This is a genomic window from Pseudomonas sp. PDM14 (assembly GCF_014851905.1).
GTDB lineage: Bacteria > Pseudomonadota > Gammaproteobacteria > Pseudomonadales > Pseudomonadaceae > Aquipseudomonas.
The window spans coordinates 1,761,665-1,778,788 of record NZ_JACVAQ010000001.1; the positions used below are offsets into that span (position 1 = coordinate 1,761,665).

Consider the following 17,124-nt stretch of genomic DNA (forward strand, 5'->3'; position numbering starts at 1 on the left):
TCAGGCGCACTGGCCCGCCAGATGATTGACCAGGGCTTCGGCCAGCTCGCGCGGGTCGCCGCTGAGGGCGCTGTAGCCACCTTCGCGCAGGCTGTCGGGCATGCTCGGGCAAGCGCAGCTGTCGGCACGCTGGGTCCAGATCTGGCCACCCTGACGGCGCACGTAGGCGGCGGCGGCACTGCCATCGCTGCCCATGCCGCTGAAGGCGATGACACCGCAGTTGGCGCCGAACTGCTGGGCCAGGTTGAGCATCATCTGGTCGATGGACGGGCTGTAGGGTTCCGGCCAGCTGCGGTCGGCCACCTGCATTACGCCGTCTTCGGCAAAACCGAGCTCATGACTGATCGGCGCAACGATCACTTCGCCGCAGCGAATCGAATCAGCGCGACGTACCGGGTTGACGTGCCACTGGCTGTGCCGGCCAACGGCCTGCGGCAACGCGCTCTCGAAACTGGCGTCGATGTGCTGGGCGTAGACGAAACCGATCGGCAGACCGCCAGGCAACGCATCGAGGAAGGCTTTGACGGCAGCCGGGCCGCCCAGCGAGGCGGCCAGCAGCCACACCTGCTTGGCCGGTTCGCCGGCCACCAGCGGCGTGTCCGCCAGCACCGCCGGCAGCTCCAGGCGGCCAGGCCGCTGCGCCTCGGCAAGCAACGCCTCCAGGCTCGGGCCCACGGCCTGGGCCGGATCGCCGACCAGGCGCTTGAGCTTGCCGAACAGGCTGCGCTCCCAGCGTGGGTAGTTCTCCGAATGGCGCTCCGGGGCATGTCCCTCGCCAAACAACACCGGCGTGTTGCCACGCTCGAGCAGGCTGTCGACCAGCGGGGAGTCTTCCGACTGCGCCAGGTCGACCAGCCACAGGTCGGCTTCGCAGGCCGCCAGGGCGTCCTCGTCGAGGCGCGCCGGGTCGCTGTTCAACACCACCTGGTAGCCATTGCCGGACAGCGCCTGCTGCAGCACATGGCGCTGCAGGGAGGTATCGGCGATCACGGCAATCCTTGCTGCGGGGCGACTATCACTCATGGCGCTTGACCAACTTCTGGATGTTTTCGAGCAGATCGGATTCCTGGTACGGCTTGCCCAGGTATTCGTTGACGCCGATGGTCATGGCCCGCTCACGGTGTTTCTCACCGGTACGCGAGGTGATCATGATGATCGGCAGGTCCTTGAGGCGCTCATCGTGGCGCACCAGCGTGGCGACTTCGAAACCGTCCATACGCGGCATCTCGATGTCGAGCAGCATGATGTCCGGCTTGTGCTCCTGCAGCTGAGCGATGGCGTCGACCCCGTCCTTGGCGGTCAGCACGTTCATGCCGTTGCGTTCGAGCAGGCGGCTGGTGACCTTGCGCACGGTGACCGAATCGTCGACCACCATGACCAGGGTCGGGCGGTCGGCTTCCAGCTCGGCGGCGGTCTGCGGCGCCTGGCTGGCCAGACGTGGCTGCTGCTGACCGAGCAGGTGCGCATGGCGCACACGGATGGTCGCCAGCAGGTCGAGAATCACCACCACGCGGCCATCACCGAGGATGGTCGCCCCGGAAATGCCGTGCACGCCGGAGAATTGCAGGCCGAGGCTTTTCACCACGATCTCGCGCGAGCCGGCCAGGCTGTCCACCTGCACCGCCACGGCGTGCTCGCTGGAGCGCACCAGGATCACCGGCAGCGGCAGGCTCTGGCCGATCAGCTTGGGCTGCTGGCCATTGTTCAGCAGGTCGCCGAGGTACTTCAGTTCGTAGGCTTGGCCGGCGTACTCGAAGCGCGGGGCATCCGGCGCGTAGTAGGCCTCCAGCTCGTACGGCGAGACGCGCACGATACCTTCGATGGTGTTCAGCGGGATGGCGTACAGGTCTTCACCGGACAGCACCATCAGCGCACGGTTGACCGACACGGTGAACGGCAGGCGGATGAGGAAGCGGGTGCCCTCGCCCACCGTCGACTCGATGCTCATCGAGCCGCCGAGCTGCTTGACCTCGGAGTGCACCACGTCCATGCCGACGCCACGCCCGGAAATCTGCGTGACCTTCTCGGCGGTGGAGAACCCGGCCTCGAGGATGAACTGCAGCACCTCGTGGTCGCTGAGGTCGGAATCGGCATCCATCAGGCCGCGTTCGATGGCCTTGCGGCGCACCGCGTCGAGCTTGATACCGCCGCCGTCGTCGGCCAGGGTCAGGAGAATGTCGCCACCTTCGCGACCCAGGCTCAGACGGATGTTGCCGACCTCGGACTTGCCGTTGGCGCGGCGCACCTCACCCGGCTCGATGCCATGGTCGACGGCGTTGCGCAGCATGTGCTCCAGCGGCGCGACGATACGTTCGAGAACGGTACGGTCCATCTCGCCTTCGGCGTTGCCGACGTGGAACTCGACCTGCTTGCCCAGCTCGCCCGCCACCTGCCGCACGATGCGACGCAGACGCGGCACCAGGCGGTCGAACGGCACCATGCGCGTGCGCATCAGGCCTTCCTGCAGCTCGGTGTTGACCCGCGCCTGCTGCAGCAGCAGGGTCTCGGCGTCACGGTTACGCGCGGAGAGGGTTTCCTTCAGGTCGAGCAAGTCGGACGCGGACTCGAACAGCGCGCGCGACAGCTGCTGCAGCTGCGAGTGACGGTCCATTTCCAGCGGGTCGAAGTCTTCGTAACCAGCACGCTCGGCCTCGGCCTGGTAGCGGCTGAGGATCTGCGCCTGGGTTTCGATGTCGAGGCGACGCAGCTGATCGCGCACCCGCTCGATGGTCGCTTCCATCTCGCCGAGGGTGAAGCCGACGTCGCTGACCTGCTGCTCGACACGACCGCGGAAGATCGAGGTTTCACCGGCAAGGTTGACCAGGCCTTCGAGCAGTTCCGCCGGGACCTTGACCAGCTCCTGCGGCGCGCGACGCGAAGCGGCTTCCAGGGCGGCTTCGGCCGCACGCTGGACGAACGGCAGCACGCGCAGCTCCTGCCTGCCCTGCGGCACGCTGCTGGCGGCCACGATCGGCGTGTTCAGGGTCACCGGCTTCGGTGCCTGCGGCTCAACCTCTTCGACCGGCAGGGCGGCATCGGCCGCAGCGCTGTCGTCGAGGCGCTGACGCAGTTGATCGAGCTCCTTCTGCAGCCCTTCAAAGCCGGACTGCACGTCGAGGAACAAGCTTTCCGGCCAGGGCGCGCCCTGTTGCTGGGCCTCGGTCAGGTGCTGCTCGAGATCATGAGTCAGGTCGCCGAGGCGCTTCTGACCGGCCAGGCGTGCACCGCCCTTGAGGGTGTGCAGGATGCGCAGCATGTCGTCGATGGCCGCGCCGTCTTCACGGCTGGCCTCCCAGCGACCGACCGCGCTCTCCATGGCCTCCAGCAGGTCATCGGCTTCTTCCAGGAAGATGTCGAGGATGTCGGCTTCGGCGCCGTCGTCCTCGTCGGCCACTGGCTGCAGGTGCACGCTGGAAGGAATGCTCAGCTGTTCATCGGGGTTGGCGCGGAAGCGCCGAATGGTCTCGATCAGCACCGTGCCATCGGGCACGGCACGCTGATCACGCACCGCTTCGAGCATTTCCGCCAGGCGATCATGGCAGGCCTGGAGCAGACCGAAGAGATCCTGGCCGGCACGCAGGCGACCGTCGCCCATGCCTTCGTAGAGGAATTCCAGTTCGTGGGCCAGGTCGCCGATCTCACGAATCTCGGCCATCCGCGCACCGCCCTTGAGGGTGTGCAGATCGCGTTGCAGCGACTCGACCTCGAGGGTGTTGTTGACGTCACCCATCCAGCGCTGCAGGGCACCACCGGCGCTTTCGATGATGTCGAAGCCTTCCTCGAGGAAGATTTCCACCAGCTCGGGGTCACGGTCGTCATCGATAGGCGCCGCGGGTTGCGCAGCAACGACAGGCGCGTCGAAGGTCTGCCCGAGCGGCTCGACCGGGGCAGGCTCCACGGGCACTTCAACCGCGGCCTCGCTGCTGGCCCAGGCATCGAACTGCGGGGCGTCCAGTTGTTCTTCCACGCTCTGCGCGGCCGCTTCGGCCTCGGGCTGGGCGAACAGCGGCGAATCGGATGGATGATCGAGCGGCTCGCTGTCCAGGGCCTCACTGGCCTCGGCGGCAGGTGCGTCCTCCAGCCAGTTGTCCGCGTCCGGCGCAGCGCCTTGTTCGGCCTGCTCGCCAACCGGCGACAGATCCGCGTCCTTCGCCTCCAGGTCCTCGCTGCCGAGCTCCGGCAGGGCACCATCCAGCGACCACTCTTCACGGCTTAGCTCGGGCAGGTCCTGCAACTTCGGCTCTTCGGCCACGAACGGCTGCGCCGCGTCGGCGGCGTCCGTCCACTCGTCACTGTTCAGGGCCGGCAGATCACCGAGATCCGGTGCAACGAAGTCGACGTCGGCGAGCTCGCCCAGATCGATTTCCGGCGAATCGCTCGGCGTGCTATCGGCCTGGACTTCCTCCAGTTGCAGGCCCGGCGTATCGTCCAGCACCGGCAGTGGCGACTCGGCTTCGGCTTCGGCTTCGGCTTCGGCTTCGGCTTCGGCTTCGGCTTCGGCTTCGGCTTCGAGAACAGGCTGGGCGAGCGGCGCGACTAGCGCCAGGCTCGGTGCTCCGCCGCTCTGGCGAAAGGCACGGATCGCCTCGATCAGGGTCGTGGAGTCACTCAGCGGGCGGTTGGCCTGCAGCTGCTCGAGCAGTACGGCCAGGCGGTCGTGGCTCTGCTGCAACAGACCGGCCAGGTAAGGCGAGTGGCTGAAGCGGCGGTCGACCAGGCCTTCGTACAGGGATTCGAGCTCATGGGCGAGGTCGCCGATGGCGCGGATCTCGGCCATGCGCGCGCCACCCTTGAGGGTATGCAGATCACGCTGCAGCGACGACAGGGCCATGTTGTTGTCGGGCTCACCCAACCAGCGATCCAGGGCCTGCCCGGCGCTGTCGAGGATATCCACGGCTTCCTCGAGGAAGATCTCGACCATTTCCTCGTCGAGGTTCTCCGGCATGCTGCCGACAGGCTCATCGGCCTCGAAAATCGGCAGCGGCTCGGGTTCGACGACCGGTAGCGGCTCGACGACCTCGAAGGTCGGCGCCTCCAGCGGGGTCTCTTCGATGTTGAATTCGGTCGGCTCGGCCTCGTCGAGTTCGATGACTTCGAGACCACTCGGGGCCTGCAGATCCAGCAGCGCCAAGGCGGCCGGGTCCAGGGCTTCGCCCAGCAGGCCGTGCAGCGTTGCGACCAGCTCCGGTTGCGGGTCGACCTCGAGGCCGGCGGCGACCTGATCCATCATGCCGATCAGGGCTTCGTGGGCGACTTCGGCTTCGCTGAAGAAGCGCTCGCTGATCGCCAGGCGACCGTCCTGCACGGCGCTGTACAGCGCCAGCAGAGCCTGGCACAGCTCGTCGATCTGCGGCAGCTCGGCCATCTGGGCGCCGCGGCCGAGGGTGGTCAGCTCATCCAGCAGGGCACTCAGCTCCTGCTGTTCACTGGGGTGTTCGCGCCATTTGTGCAGCAGGTCCTCGGCGTCGAGCAGGATGTCCATGCCTTCGGCGAGGAAGATCGAAATCAGTTGCGGATCACGGGCTTCGCCCTGCTCGTCCTGGCGGCCCAGTTCGGCACTGTCCAGGCGTTCCTGGTGCAGCTTGTGCACATCGGCGAGCAGCTCGGCGGAACCGGGAATCGTGGCCAGCGGCTGGCTTTCCAGTTGCTCCACGCCAATGCGGAACAGGCGTTCGGCGCGGTGCAGCACCTCGGCCTCGGCCAGATCCATGGGAATCAGGTTGGCCTTGAATTCCTTGGCGAGTTTTTCCAGCGGTGTGGCGATTTCCGCGATCGGCAGAATGCCGGCCATGTAGGCGCTGCCCTTGAGCGTGTGCAGGGCACGCTGCAGATCGTCGGTGACCGGCTGCGGCAGTTCCTGGGCACAGTCGGCGAGGAAGCCGACCAGGGCATCCAGGTGGGTTTCCGCTTCGTTGCGGAAAATCTCCAGCAGCTGCGGGTCGAGTGGCTCACCATCGAACTCGTCCAACTCGGGGGCAGGTGCGGCCGGCGCTTCAACACCCGCAGACGCAGCGGCCGCCACGGGCGGTGGCAGGCCACGAGCCAGGGCATGGGCGGTAGCAGCCAGCAGGTCGACATCGTCGCGCTGGCGCTGGGCCTTGTTGGCAAACTCTTCGACCAGCGCCGGCATCAGCGCGACCACATCCTTGACCACCTGCTGCACCGGCTCGTCGGGCTGGATGCTGCGGTCGAGCACACGGTTGAGCAGGTTCTCGATCGACCAGCCCAGCTCGCCGATAACCAGCGCGCGGACCATTCGGCCGCTGCCCTTGAGGGTGTGGAACGCCCGGCGGATTTCGCTCAGGGCATCCTTGTCGGTGGTGTCGGCACACCAGCGCGGCAGGTAGTCACCAATGGTTTCCAGAACTTCGGCAACTTCCTCGACGAAGACTTCCAGCAGCTCTTCGTCGATCGGTTCTTCGTCGGCTGGCGGCGGCAACAGGCTCGGCGGCACGTCCTGCGCCGGCGGATTGATCGCCTGCACCGGTGCGGCCATGACATCGGCCATGGACAGCGGTTTTTCCGCTTCGGGCTCGGCAACCGGTTCGATCAGCGCGCTGGGCAGCTCGACTTCCGGCAGCTCCATGGCGAACTCGGCGGCATCCCAGCTCGTCGGCGCCTCTTCCAGTGCGTCGAGGCTCAGGGTTTCCAGCGGCAGATCGGCACCGCTCGAAAGCGGGGCGTCGAGCGGCTCGAGCTCGTCGAAATCGAAGGCAGGCAGCTCTTCGACACTGCCACTAGGCGTCACCAGGCCGAAATCGATGGTCTCTTCCGACGGTGCATCGGCGAGTTCGATCTCGCCCAGACCCCAGTTGTCATCGCTGGCCAGCACTTCGCTCGGCGCTTCATCCAGCGCGGCGAACTCTCCACTCAGTTCGTCTTCCGGCTCGACAGCAGCGTCGATCAGCGGGGCCAGCTCGAGGGTTTCCGGTTCTGCAGCGAGCGCTTCGACGCTGAATGCGTCGAGGGACAGCTCGGCGAATTCGCTCGCTTGTAGCCCATCCGACGCCAGCTCATCGACTGCCAGTTCGGCTTCGTGGGCTTGCGGGATTTCGGCGGCCAGCACCTCGATGTCGTGCATCGGGTCGGCTAGCGGGGCGAACGACAGCTCCTCGGACTCGACGCGGTCGAGAATCGACGGCTTTTCCTTGAGCGGGTAGCCCAGACTTTCCAGGCTTTCCTCGGCCACATCGAGAATAAGGTCACCCTGGGTCGCGTGGTCCTCGGCGAGACGTTCGAGGTAGTACTCGACGCTGGTGATGGCGTCGGCCAGGGTGTCGAGGTTCTGCCAGTTGGGCACGGCCTTGCGCGCCAGCAGTTGTTCCTGGATATAGCGATTGCACGCCTGCAGCAGCGCCGCGGCACGCGCCAGCGGAATCATCGCCAGGCCACCACGGACCTGGGTCAGCAGCTCCGGCACGCGGGCCAGGTGCTCATGGTTCCACTGCGAGGCGATGAACTCGATGATCGCGTCCTTGGCCTGTTCCAGGCCGGTGCGCGCTTCCTTGATCACCAGTTGGTGGATCTGCGCGACATCGGTGGTCGGCAGGTGACTCTGTTCGTTGCGGTTGTCGTCGCTCGGCCCGACCATGCCGGCCAGGGTCGCTTCGACGTACAGCAGGGCGCCGGCGACATCCATCAGCACCGCATCGCTCGGCTCGCGCTGGCCGACGGAAAGGCTGTGGACCACGTCGAGCTGGTCGAGGATGACCTTGCGCGGCTGGCCGAAGCCGAGGACTGCCAGGGTATCGGCGATCTGCTTGAGCGGCGCCAGCAGGCCATCGAGGTCGGCCACCTGCTTGCGGTCGCTGCGCACGAACAGGTCGAGGCTGTCCTTGACCCGCACCAGCTCTTCGCACAGGGCAGCCACCACCGAACGCATGGCGTCGCGGTCAGGGCCGGCCAGGCGTGCACGCTCTTCGTCGACCACTTCGGTGTCGGGCAGGGCGTCGTCCAGGCGGTACTGTTCCTTGAGCGCGCGCAGGCGCGGCGACTGTGCCGGCGCCTTGGCCACGTAGAACAGCAGGTTCTTGGCCAGGTCATCCGGGGCCGACTGGTTGATGCCATCGGCGCCCTGCTCGACCAGGCGCTTGAGCTCCTTGTCGACCTGGCGCAGCAGGGTGCGCACCGAGGCGCCATTGGCCACGCTGCCATTGGCCAGGCCTTCGACCATGCCCGAGGCGATCTGCCACAGCGGGCCGAGCGGCGCGTCCTTGCACAGCGCTTCGAGGCGGGCGAAGACACGGGCCATGTAGCCGAGATTGGTCGCCAGGTCCTGGCCGCGGATCACCCCGACCAGGGCCATCTGCAGCATCTGCCGCAGCTTGCGCAGCAGTACCGGCAGTTCTGCCGTGCGCAGTTTTTCCAGGGATTCGTAAGGCAGTGCCGGCTGGCGCCCGGAGAGGTCCGGAGAGAACAGGCTGGTTTCCGACAGCAGTTTCTCGCCACGAGCGGCGCGCAGGTCGTTGAGCAGCGGCAGCACGACCATCGGCAGGTCGCGACGCGCGCTCTGGATACGGTCGAGGTAGATCGGCAATTGCAGGATCGCCTGCATCAGCACTTCCAGGGCCTCGCCCTGGTTGCTCACGCGATTCTCCATCAACGCCTGGGCGAGTTGCTCCATTTCCTCGGCGAGCAATGCCGCGCCGTAGAACTCGACCATCTGCAGGGTGCCATGCACCTGGTGCACATAGGTCAGGCAGAAGCGCATGCGTGTCGGGTCCTGCGGGTTCTCGACGAACGCCTCCAGGGCCTGACGGGCCTGCTTCAGCGTTTCCGCGATTTCGCCTTTGACCCACTCCAGGGCGACATAGTCGTGCCGATCACCCATACCGACTCCAATCATTCTTGTCTTAGCCCTTGCGGGTAAACGCCAGCACACGCTCGTCGGCAACCGGCTCCAGGTCCGGGTGTTGCCAACCGACCACTTCCCCCACCCCGACGACCAGCAAACCTCCCGGCGCCAGGCGTTCAGCCAGGCGGTTGAGGATTTCGCGGCGCCGCCAGCGGCGGAAGTAGATCAGCATGTTCTGGCAGAAAATTACGTCCATGCCGGTCAAGGGCGCCTTGCCCAGTTCCAGCACATTCAACCTGGCGAAGCAGATGCGCGCCGCCAGGTCCGGCACTACGTTGAAACGGCCGTCTTGCTGGGCGACGAAATAGCGTTCGCACAGGTCGGCATCCATCTGCTCCAGGCGGCGCGCGCCATACGTGGCCTCGCGTGCCTTGCTCAGGGCATTCAGGCTGATATCGGTGCCCGTCACCCCGAACGTCTGATCACTCTGCAACTCGCGCAGCACTTCGGCGGCGCAGATGGCCATTGAATGCGGCTCCTCGCCACTCGAACAGCCCACGCTCCACAACGCCCAGGGTTGCTGCTGCTCGTCGGTGGCCAAACGGCCACGCAGGTAGCTTTCCAGCACATCGAACGAAGGGCGGTGACGAAAGAAGCGGGTTTCCTGAACGGTGAGACGATCCAGCAGCGTCGACCACTCGACTGCACCACGCGGACCATCGGTGACCTGCCGGAAGTAGCTGGCATAGTCGGCGACGTCCAGTTCGCGCATCCGCGCACTCAGGTTGGTCTGCAGGAATGCCCGGCGCTGCTCGTTGATCACCACACCGGTGCGCTCTTCGAGCAATGCCTGCCAGTCGCGGAATTCCGCTTGCGACATATCGGCCAGGGGTTTCAAGGCCCAGACGCCGCTTGGCTGCATGCCGTGCCCCTCGCTCATGGCCGAGTGCCTCGGGCGGCGACCTGCTCAGGCCGCTGCCCGTCTCCTGTTTAGACCTGACCGTCCGGCAGGGTGAAGTCGGATACCGACTTGCGCATCTCACTGGCCATCTTGGCCAGGTTACCAATGCTCTTGGCGGTAGCGGTGGTACCTGCGGAGGTCTGCGAGGTGATCTCCTGGATCACGTTCATGGTGTTGGAGATGTGGCCGGCAGACGATGCCTGCTGGCGAGCGGCGTTGGAGATGTTCTGGATCAGGGCCGCGAGGGTCTTGGATACCTTCTCGATCTCTTCCAGTGCCACACCGGCGTCCTGCGCCAGACGGGCACCGCGTACCACTTCGGACGTGGTCTGCTCCATGGAGATAACCGCTTCGTTGGTGTCGGTCTGAATCGTTTTAACCAGCGCCTCGATCTGTTTGGTTGCAGCGGAGGAACGTTCCGCGAGGCGTTGTACCTCGTCCGCTACCACGGCGAAGCCTCGACCCGCGTCACCGGCCATGGAGGCCTGGATCGCGGCGTTCAGTGCGAGGATGTTGGTCTGGTCGGCAATGTCGTTAATCAGGCTAACGATGTCACCGATCTCCTGGGACGATTCACCCAGGCGTTTAATACGCTTGGAGGTGTCCTGGATCTGCTCACGGATGTTATCCATGCCGGTGATGGTGTTGTGTACGACTTCGTTGCCCTTGTTGGCGATGGCTACGGAACGTTCCGCTACCGCGGAGGATTCCGAGGCGTTCGCCGATACCTGGTCAATCGACACGGCCATTTCGTTGATCGCCGCCGATGCCCCGGCGATTTCCTGCGCCTGGTGTTCGGATGCTTCGGCCAGGTGCATCGCTGTCGCCTGGGTTTCCTGGGCGGCGGCGGCCACCTGGACAGCGGTCGAGTTGATCGTCGCTACCAGGTCGCGCAGCTGGTCGATGGAGTAGTTGATGGAGTCGGCGATGGCACCGGTGAAGTCTTCGGTTACCGTTGCCGCTACCGTCAGGTCACCGTCCGCGAGGTCAGCGATTTCGTCGAGCAGTCGCAGAATCGCCGCCTGGTTACGTTCGTTCTTCTCGGCGGTGGAGGCCAATCGGCGGTTGGTTTCACGCACCATCACCAGGCCGATCAGGATGATCGAAGCCAGGGCGAGCAGGCCGAGCACGTAGCCCGCCAGGGTGTTGAAGTAACGGCCGGTCGCCAGGTTCTCGAAGCCTTCGGTAAGACCGGAGGCCTTGTCCAGCAGGGTCTGCGAGTCGGTGAAGATGGTGCTGGCGGATTCACGGACCTGGAACAGTTCAGGCGAGGTTTCGAGAATCTCGTCCACCGAACCGGACACGAACTGGAACAGCTCGGAAATCTCGGCCAGGCGCTCAAGGGCGTCCGGGTCGGTAACCTTGGATATCTCCATGGCGGCGTTGCCTTCGGTCATCGCCTTGAGTACGCGACCGAAGAGGCTGGCGTCACGACCGAACATGTCGGCGGCCTGTACCGAGTCATCGTCACCGGCCAGCACCTTGTTCACCGAGCCGAGGATACGTTCGGCGAGCAGCGACTGGCGCTGGGCAACCGAAACCTGGGCCGCGGGTGCGCCGCTCTGCAGGAGAATGTCGACGACTTCCTCGTACTCGACCTGCAGCTGCGGAATGGTTTCCGCAAGGGTCGCGGCTACCTGGTGCAGGGAGAGAACGGTCTGTTCGCTGGCGAGAATGGCGTCGGCGTTCTTGCGCAGGCTGTCCCAGTCCTTCTGCACCTGGTCCATTTCGGCCTGCATCGAAGCCGGCGCCTGTGGCAGGCCGGTCGATTCGTCGCCGGAGGTCAGGAAGCCCCAACGCTCTTCGAAGCCATTGCGCGCCTCTTTCAGCAGCGGGAAGGCCTCGGCCTTGCCGGTTGCCGCTTCCGTGGCGTTCTTCGCAATACGCTGGGAAAGTACACGCAGCTCACCGGCGTGGCTGATGTATTCCTTGTCGTAGTTCGACTGGGTGTTGAGATAGGCGAAGTTGGCGAACAACAACACGATGGAGATGATCAGGACGATAAACAGTCCGGCGATCAGCGTGTTACTGCGCACACCTGCCAATAGATTGCCTGCGTTGAATTTATTCATTATCTGGCCCCCGCCTGGACCGACCGCACTACGGTTCCCATGTAACGCCAAAGGGCCGGCAAATGCCGACCCAACCAAAAACTCTTATATAGCCACGTCCAGAAAGCCCTGATGCCTGGCCAGCGCATGCGGGCTGAACACCAGCCACGGCTGTTCTCGCTGGAACACACCATGGATAAAGGGCTGAATCGAGGCTTCCAGCGGTGGCAACTGCTCGGAGAAGGTATCCACCGGGAAGTGCTGCATGCCGAATACTTCGTCGACCGTCAGCCCGGCGAATACTTCCTGATGGTCCACGATCAGTACCCGCCGCTGCTTGCGCAGAGGTGACAGCTCGGAACCGAAGTAGCCACACAGGTCCATCACCGGCAGCAGCCGGCCGCGCACGTTGGCAACGCCCTTGACCCAGCTTTTGACGCCAGGCAGCAAGGTATGCCGAGGCTCGTGCAGGACTTCGCCGATCTCACCCATCGGCGCCACGAACAGGCGCTCGCCCATCCGGAAACCGATGCCACTCCAGGTCTGTACAGCCTGCTGCTGCGACGGCAAGCCGGCAGCAAGCGCTCGACAACGCTGGTCGATGGCGAGGAGTGACTGGAAGGGAGATTGCGTGTCCGACATGCCGGCCTTGGCCTTTTCTTGTTATGGGGCTACGGACTGGACGGCTTCAGCCGGCCAGCACCGCATTCAGGGTTTTCATCAGCGTTTCTTCGTCGACCGGCTTGGTCAGGTAGTCGCGTGCGCCTTGGCGCTTGCCCCAGACCTTGTCGGTCTCCTGATCCTTAGTGGTGACGATGATCACCGGGATGTGGCTGGTGTCTGCGTCCTTGGTCAGCTGACGAGTCGCCTGGAAGCCATTGAGGCCCGGCATGACGATGTCCATCAGCACGGCATCAGGCTTTTCCTGACGCGCCAGTGCGACGCCATCGGCGCCATTCTCGGCCTTGAGCACCTGATGACCATGCTTTTCCAGCATGGCAGTCAGTTTGTACATTTCGGTAGGCGAGTCATCAACAATCAAAATACGAGCCATGGAGTTCCCCATACGCTAAAGGCTTCACCGGCTTGTGGCCGGAAATCAGGAGGCTTGCTCCACCGGGATGAATTCGGGGACATGCGTCTTGATCGCACCGAGTAGCTCTTCCTTGCTGAAGGGCTTGGTCAGGTACTGGTCAGAGCCAACGATGCGGCCCTTGGCCTTGTCGAACAGACCGTCCTTGGAGGACAGCATGATCACCGGGGTGGATTTGAAAGCACTGTTGTTCTTGATCAGGGCGCAGGTCTGATAACCATCGAGACGCGGCATCATGATGTCAACGAAGATGATGCTGGGGTGGGTATCGGCGATCTTGGCCAATGCATCGAAACCATCAACGGCCGTGATGACTTCGCATCCGACTTTTTTCAGTAGAGTTTCAGCGGTGCGACGAATCGTTTTCGAATCGTCGATCACCATGACCTTCAAACCCTCGGAATGCTGTTCCATGTCTGCCCTACCATCGCCTCGGTGAGTCATTATTCTTACGTTATCAGCGTGCCTGAGGCCCTGCCAGCGACGGGCTGCGACCCAATCGTCGGGCCTTTTTAGCACACTCTCCAGATGCAAGCTATAAGCCTCCGAACCTGCGGGGTTTTCCTTGACCGGCAAGGCCACCAGCGCCACCCTTGCGCATCCCAGTATGGCCATCACGGCCCATTCTTGCCGGAAATATCGGTTGCGGAGGTTTGCCTCGATGAGCGTTCGTCTAGGGATCGTCATGGATCCCATCGCCCAGATCAGTTTCAAGAAGGACAGCTCGCTGGCCATGCTCCTTGCCGCCCAGGCGCGCGGCTGGTCGCTCTTCTATATGGAGCAGCGCGACCTTTACCTGAATGCCGGCGAAGCTCGCGCTCGCATGCGCCCCCTGCGCGTGTTCGACAATCCGCAGCAGTGGTTCGAACTCGATGCCGAACAGGACAGCCCGCTGACCGAGCTGGACGTGATCCTGATGCGCAAGGACCCGCCCTTCGACAACGAGTTCGTCTACTCCACCTACCTGCTGGAACAGGCTGAGCGCGATGGCGTGCTGATCGTCAACCGCCCCCAGGCCCTGCGCGACTGCAATGAAAAGCTGTTCGCCACGCAATTCCCGCACTGCATGCCGCCGACCCTGGTCAGCCGCAGGCCCGACATTCTGCGCGAGTTTGCCGAACAGCAGCGTGACATCATTCTCAAACCCCTGGATGGCATGGGCGGTTCCTCGATCTTCCGCCATCGCGTCGGCGACCCCAACCTCTCGGTGATTCTGGAAACCCTGACCGCCCACGGCACCCAGCAATGCATGGCGCAGGGCTACCTGCCGGGCATCAAGGACGGCGACAAACGCATCCTGATGATCGATGGCGAACCGATTCCCTACTGCCTGGCACGCATCCCGGCGGTCGGCGAAACCCGCGGCAACCTGGCCGCCGGCGGCACCGGCGAAGCCCGACCACTGACCGAGCGCGACCGCTGGATCGCCGCCGAAGTCGGTCCGGTGCTGCGCGAAAAGGGCCTGCTGTTCGTTGGCCTCGACGTGATCGGCGAGCACCTCACGGAAATCAACGTGACCAGCCCAACCTGCATCCGCGAGATCGATAAGGCCTTCGATACCCGCATCGGTGAGCGGCTGATGGACGCCATCGCCGACAAGCTTGCAGCGCGCAGTGCTTCATAGACTTTTAATCGGCGCCTCGGCAGACTGCGCGGCATCCTGATGCCTGTCGACCGACGATGAACGCAGCCCCCCTTCCGCCTGAACTGCCCAGCAGCGGCGTCCGCCCGGCGGACCGGCTGGGCTTTACCCTGCTCATCGCCTGCGTGCTGCACCTGGCGCTGATCCTTGGCGTCAGCTTCAGCGTGGTCAAGCCCAGCAACCTGAGCAAAAGCCTGGAAATCACCCTGTCCACCTTCAAAAGCGAGAAACCGCCGAAGGAAGCCGACTACCTGGCGCAGAACGATCAGCAGGGCAGCGGTACGCTGGACCACAAGGCCGCGCCGAAGACCACCGAGAAGGCGATCTTCCAGGACACCGAGATCAAGCGCGTCACCCCGCCGACTGCGCCGCCACCGGCACAACGCAAGGAAGCGCCCAAGGCCGCCCTCGCCACCCACTCGCCACAGCAGCAGAAAACCCCGACCAAACGCGAGCAGAACAAGACCGAGGAGCAGGAAGCGCCGCCCGCCGCAGTGTTCGACAGTTCGCAGCTGTCCTCGGAAATCGCCAGCCTGGAAGCCGAGCTGGCCCAGGAGCAGCAGCGCTACGCCAAGCGCCCGAAGATCCACCGCCTCAACGCCGCCTCGACCATGCGCGACAAGGGCGCCTGGTACAAGGACGAATGGCGCAAGAAGGTCGAGCGCGTCGGCAACCTCAACTATCCCGAAGAAGCGCGCCGCCAGCGCATCTACGGCAGCCTGCGCATGCTGGTATCGATCAACCGCGACGGCAGCCTGTATGAAGTGCTGGTCCTTGAGCCTTCCGGGCAGCCGACACTGGACCAGGCCGCTCTGCGTATCGTGCGCCTAGCCGCGCCGTTCGCACCGTTCACCGGTGACCTGGCGGAATTCGACCGCCTGGAAATCATCCGCACCTGGCGCTTCGAGCGCGGCGATCGCCTGTCGAGCAACTGACGGCGGCATGACCTGCGCCACCAGCGCACTTGAAGCCTGAAGCCTGAAGCTTGAAACTAGGCCGATGAAAAATTCCGCGCCCAGCTACCTCAAGCACCACTTTCTGATCGCCATGCCGCACATGGCCGATCCGAACTTCGCGCAGACGGTCACCTACCTGGTCGAACACAACGAACAGGGCGCCATGGGCCTGGTGATCAACCGCCCCAGCGGCCTGAGCCTGGCCGACGTGCTCGATCAACTGCGTCCCGATGATGACGCACCGGCTCGCTGCCACAACCTGCCGATCTTCTCCGGCGGCCCGGTACAGACCGATCGCGGCTTCGTCCTGCACCCCACCGGCCATGTGTTCCAGGCCACCTTGGAGCTGGGCGAGCTGGCCCTGTCGACTTCGCAGGACGTGCTCTTCGCCATCGCCGAAGGCCACGGCCCGAGCAAGCACCTGATCGCCCTGGGTTACGCCGGCTGGGAAGCCGGGCAACTGGAACACGAGCTGGTCGACAACGCCTGGCTGACCTGCCCGGCCGATAACGCGATACTGTTCGACCTGCCGGCCGAGCAACGCCTGGAGGCCGCCGCGGCGCGCCTGGGGGTCAACCTCAGCCTGCTCACCGCCCAGGCCGGGCACGCATGAGCACCGCCAAGCCCCTACGCCTGCTGCTCGGCTTCGACTATGGCACCAAGCAGATCGGCGTCGCCGTCGGCCAGGTGATCACCGGCCAGGCCCGCGAACTCTGTGTACTGAAAGCGCAGAACGGCGTGCCGGACTGGCAAAAGGTCGAGGCCCTGATCAAGGAGTGGCAGCCGGACGCCGTCGTCGTAGGCCTGCCGCTGAACATGGACGGCAGCAAGAGCGAGATGAGCGAGCGCGCGGAAAAATTCGCCCGCCGCCTCAACGGTCGCTTCAACCTGCCCGTGCACACCCATGACGAACGCCTGACCACCTTCGAGGCCAAGGGCGAGCGTCTGGCCCAGGGCCAGCGCGGCGGCTACCGGGACAACCCGGTCGACGCCCTGGCCGCCGCCCTGCTGCTGGAAGGCTGGCTGGCCGACAACCCGTGACACTGCCGGCACCGGCTGCTTCTGCAGCGGCGCCCCACAGACCGCTGCTTACTTGCCAGAGAGGAACTCGCATGGCCCTGCCCAACCCCGCCGAACTGCTTCCACGCATGGCGAACGATCTGCGCAGCCTGTTGCAGCGCCGTGGCGTCGCCCAGGCCAACTTCATCGGCATCCGTACCGGCGGCGTGTGGATCGCCCAGGCCCTGCTGGAACAACTCGAGCTCGACACGCCGCTGGGCACCCTCGACGTCTCCTTCTACCGTGACGACTTCACCCAGAGCGGCCTGCACCCACAGGTGCGTCCATCCGACCTGCCATTCGAGATCGAAGGCGCACACCTGGTGCTGGTCGACGACGTACTGATGAGCGGGCGCACCATCCGCGCCGCACTCAACGAACTGTTCGATTACGGCCGCCCGGCCAGCGTGACCCTGGTCAGCCTGCTCGACCTGGACGCCCGCGAGCTGCCGATCCACGCCGATGTGCTGGGCGCGACCCTCGCCCTGGCGAGCAACGAACGGGTAAAATTGCTCGGCCCCGCGCCGCTCGCCCTCGAGCTGCAAACTCTCTCTGATTCCTAAGGCCT

The 17,124-nt window shown here is 64.7% G+C and carries 12 protein-coding genes; 5 read left to right on the forward strand and 7 right to left on the reverse strand.

The genetic code is table 11. The annotated features are described in order from the left end of the window. From IB229_RS08330 to pilG, 7 genes are all read right to left on the reverse strand, one after another. Positions 1–1,023 carry a chemotaxis protein CheB gene (locus tag IB229_RS08330; protein ID WP_192326811.1) on the reverse strand — a complete coding sequence of 341 codons (1,023 nt, stop codon included), beginning with the start codon at positions 1,021–1,023 and terminating at the stop codon, positions 1–3. Next, positions 1,016–8,830 carry an Hpt domain-containing protein gene (locus IB229_RS08335; protein ID WP_192326813.1) on the reverse strand — a complete coding sequence of 2,605 codons (7,815 nt, stop codon included), beginning with the start codon at positions 8,828–8,830 and terminating at the stop codon, positions 1,016–1,018. The genes IB229_RS08330 and IB229_RS08335 overlap by 8 nt, the downstream gene beginning before the upstream one ends. A 22-nt stretch (positions 8,831–8,852) precedes the next feature. After that, a complete protein-coding gene (locus IB229_RS08340) occupies positions 8,853–9,716 on the reverse strand; it encodes a CheR family methyltransferase (protein ID WP_192329337.1) in 864 nt (287 codons plus the stop codon). 68 nt (positions 9,717–9,784) lie between these two features. Then, positions 9,785–11,827 (reverse strand): methyl-accepting chemotaxis protein, encoded by a 2,043-nt coding sequence (locus IB229_RS08345; protein WP_192326815.1) that lies wholly within the window; start codon positions 11,825–11,827, stop codon positions 9,785–9,787. An 84-nt stretch (positions 11,828–11,911) separates the two neighbouring features. Continuing rightward, positions 11,912–12,448, reverse strand: a complete 537-nt coding sequence (locus IB229_RS08350; RefSeq protein ID WP_192326817.1) for a chemotaxis protein CheW — start codon at positions 12,446–12,448, stop codon at positions 11,912–11,914. 46 nt (positions 12,449–12,494) lie between these two features. After that, positions 12,495–12,860, reverse strand: a complete 366-nt coding sequence (gene pilH, locus IB229_RS08355) for a twitching motility response regulator PilH (protein ID WP_192326819.1) — start codon at positions 12,858–12,860, stop codon at positions 12,495–12,497. A gap of 45 nt (positions 12,861–12,905) precedes the next feature. Continuing rightward, positions 12,906–13,313, reverse strand: a complete 408-nt coding sequence (gene pilG, locus IB229_RS08360) for a twitching motility response regulator PilG (RefSeq protein WP_183087485.1) — start codon at positions 13,311–13,313, stop codon at positions 12,906–12,908. A gap of 247 nt (positions 13,314–13,560) precedes the next feature. Here pilG and gshB point away from each other — a divergent pair, with 247 nt between their 5' ends. The 5 genes from gshB to pyrR all read left to right on the forward strand — a co-directional run bounded on the left by gshB (position 13,561) and on the right by pyrR (position 17,119). Continuing rightward, positions 13,561–14,523: a glutathione synthase gene (gshB, locus tag IB229_RS08365; RefSeq protein WP_192326821.1), complete on the forward strand. Its 963-nt coding sequence runs from the start codon at positions 13,561–13,563 to the stop codon at positions 14,521–14,523. Positions 14,524–14,579: 56 nt separating this feature from the next. After that, complete coding sequence (locus IB229_RS08370; RefSeq protein ID WP_192326823.1) at positions 14,580–15,476, forward strand: energy transducer TonB; 897 nt, start codon at positions 14,580–14,582, stop codon at positions 15,474–15,476. Positions 15,477–15,540: 64 nt separating this feature from the next. Beyond that, positions 15,541–16,110: a YqgE/AlgH family protein gene (locus tag IB229_RS08375; RefSeq protein ID WP_192326825.1), complete on the forward strand. Its 570-nt coding sequence runs from the start codon at positions 15,541–15,543 to the stop codon at positions 16,108–16,110. Continuing rightward, positions 16,107–16,538, forward strand: coding sequence for a Holliday junction resolvase RuvX (gene ruvX, locus IB229_RS08380; protein ID WP_192326827.1), 432 nt, complete (start codon positions 16,107–16,109; stop codon positions 16,536–16,538). The genes IB229_RS08375 and ruvX overlap by 4 nt, the downstream gene beginning before the upstream one ends. A 71-nt stretch (positions 16,539–16,609) precedes the next feature. Continuing rightward, positions 16,610–17,119 carry a bifunctional pyr operon transcriptional regulator/uracil phosphoribosyltransferase PyrR gene (gene pyrR, locus IB229_RS08385; protein WP_192326829.1) on the forward strand — a complete coding sequence of 170 codons (510 nt, stop codon included), beginning with the start codon at positions 16,610–16,612 and terminating at the stop codon, positions 17,117–17,119. The last annotated feature ends 5 nt before the right edge of the window (positions 17,120–17,124 follow it).

Bases quoted from the DNA above. Each gene is read 5' to 3' on its own strand.
- IB229_RS08330 (WP_192326811.1), bottom strand. From the start codon at position 1,023: ATGAGTGATAGTCGCCCCGCAGCAAGGATTGCCGTGATCGCCGATACC.
- IB229_RS08335 (WP_192326813.1), bottom strand. From the start codon at position 8,830: ATGGGTGATCGGCACGACTATGTCGCCCTGGAGTGGGTCAAAGGCGAA.
- IB229_RS08340 (WP_192329337.1), bottom strand. From the start codon at position 9,716: ATGCAGCCAAGCGGCGTCTGGGCCTTGAAACCCCTGGCCGATATGTCG.
- IB229_RS08345 (WP_192326815.1), bottom strand. From the start codon at position 11,827: ATGAATAAATTCAACGCAGGCAATCTATTGGCAGGTGTGCGCAGTAAC.
- IB229_RS08350 (WP_192326817.1), bottom strand. From the start codon at position 12,448: ATGTCGGACACGCAATCTCCCTTCCAGTCACTCCTCGCCATCGACCAG.
- pilH (WP_192326819.1), bottom strand. From the start codon at position 12,860: ATGGCTCGTATTTTGATTGTTGATGACTCGCCTACCGAAATGTACAAA.
- pilG (WP_183087485.1), bottom strand. From the start codon at position 13,313: ATGGAACAGCATTCCGAGGGTTTGAAGGTCATGGTGATCGACGATTCG.
- gshB (WP_192326821.1), top strand. From the start codon at position 13,561: ATGAGCGTTCGTCTAGGGATCGTCATGGATCCCATCGCCCAGATCAGT.
- IB229_RS08370 (WP_192326823.1), top strand. From the start codon at position 14,580: ATGAACGCAGCCCCCCTTCCGCCTGAACTGCCCAGCAGCGGCGTCCGC.
- IB229_RS08375 (WP_192326825.1), top strand. From the start codon at position 15,541: ATGAAAAATTCCGCGCCCAGCTACCTCAAGCACCACTTTCTGATCGCC.
- ruvX (WP_192326827.1), top strand. From the start codon at position 16,107: ATGAGCACCGCCAAGCCCCTACGCCTGCTGCTCGGCTTCGACTATGGC.
- pyrR (WP_192326829.1), top strand. From the start codon at position 16,610: ATGGCCCTGCCCAACCCCGCCGAACTGCTTCCACGCATGGCGAACGAT.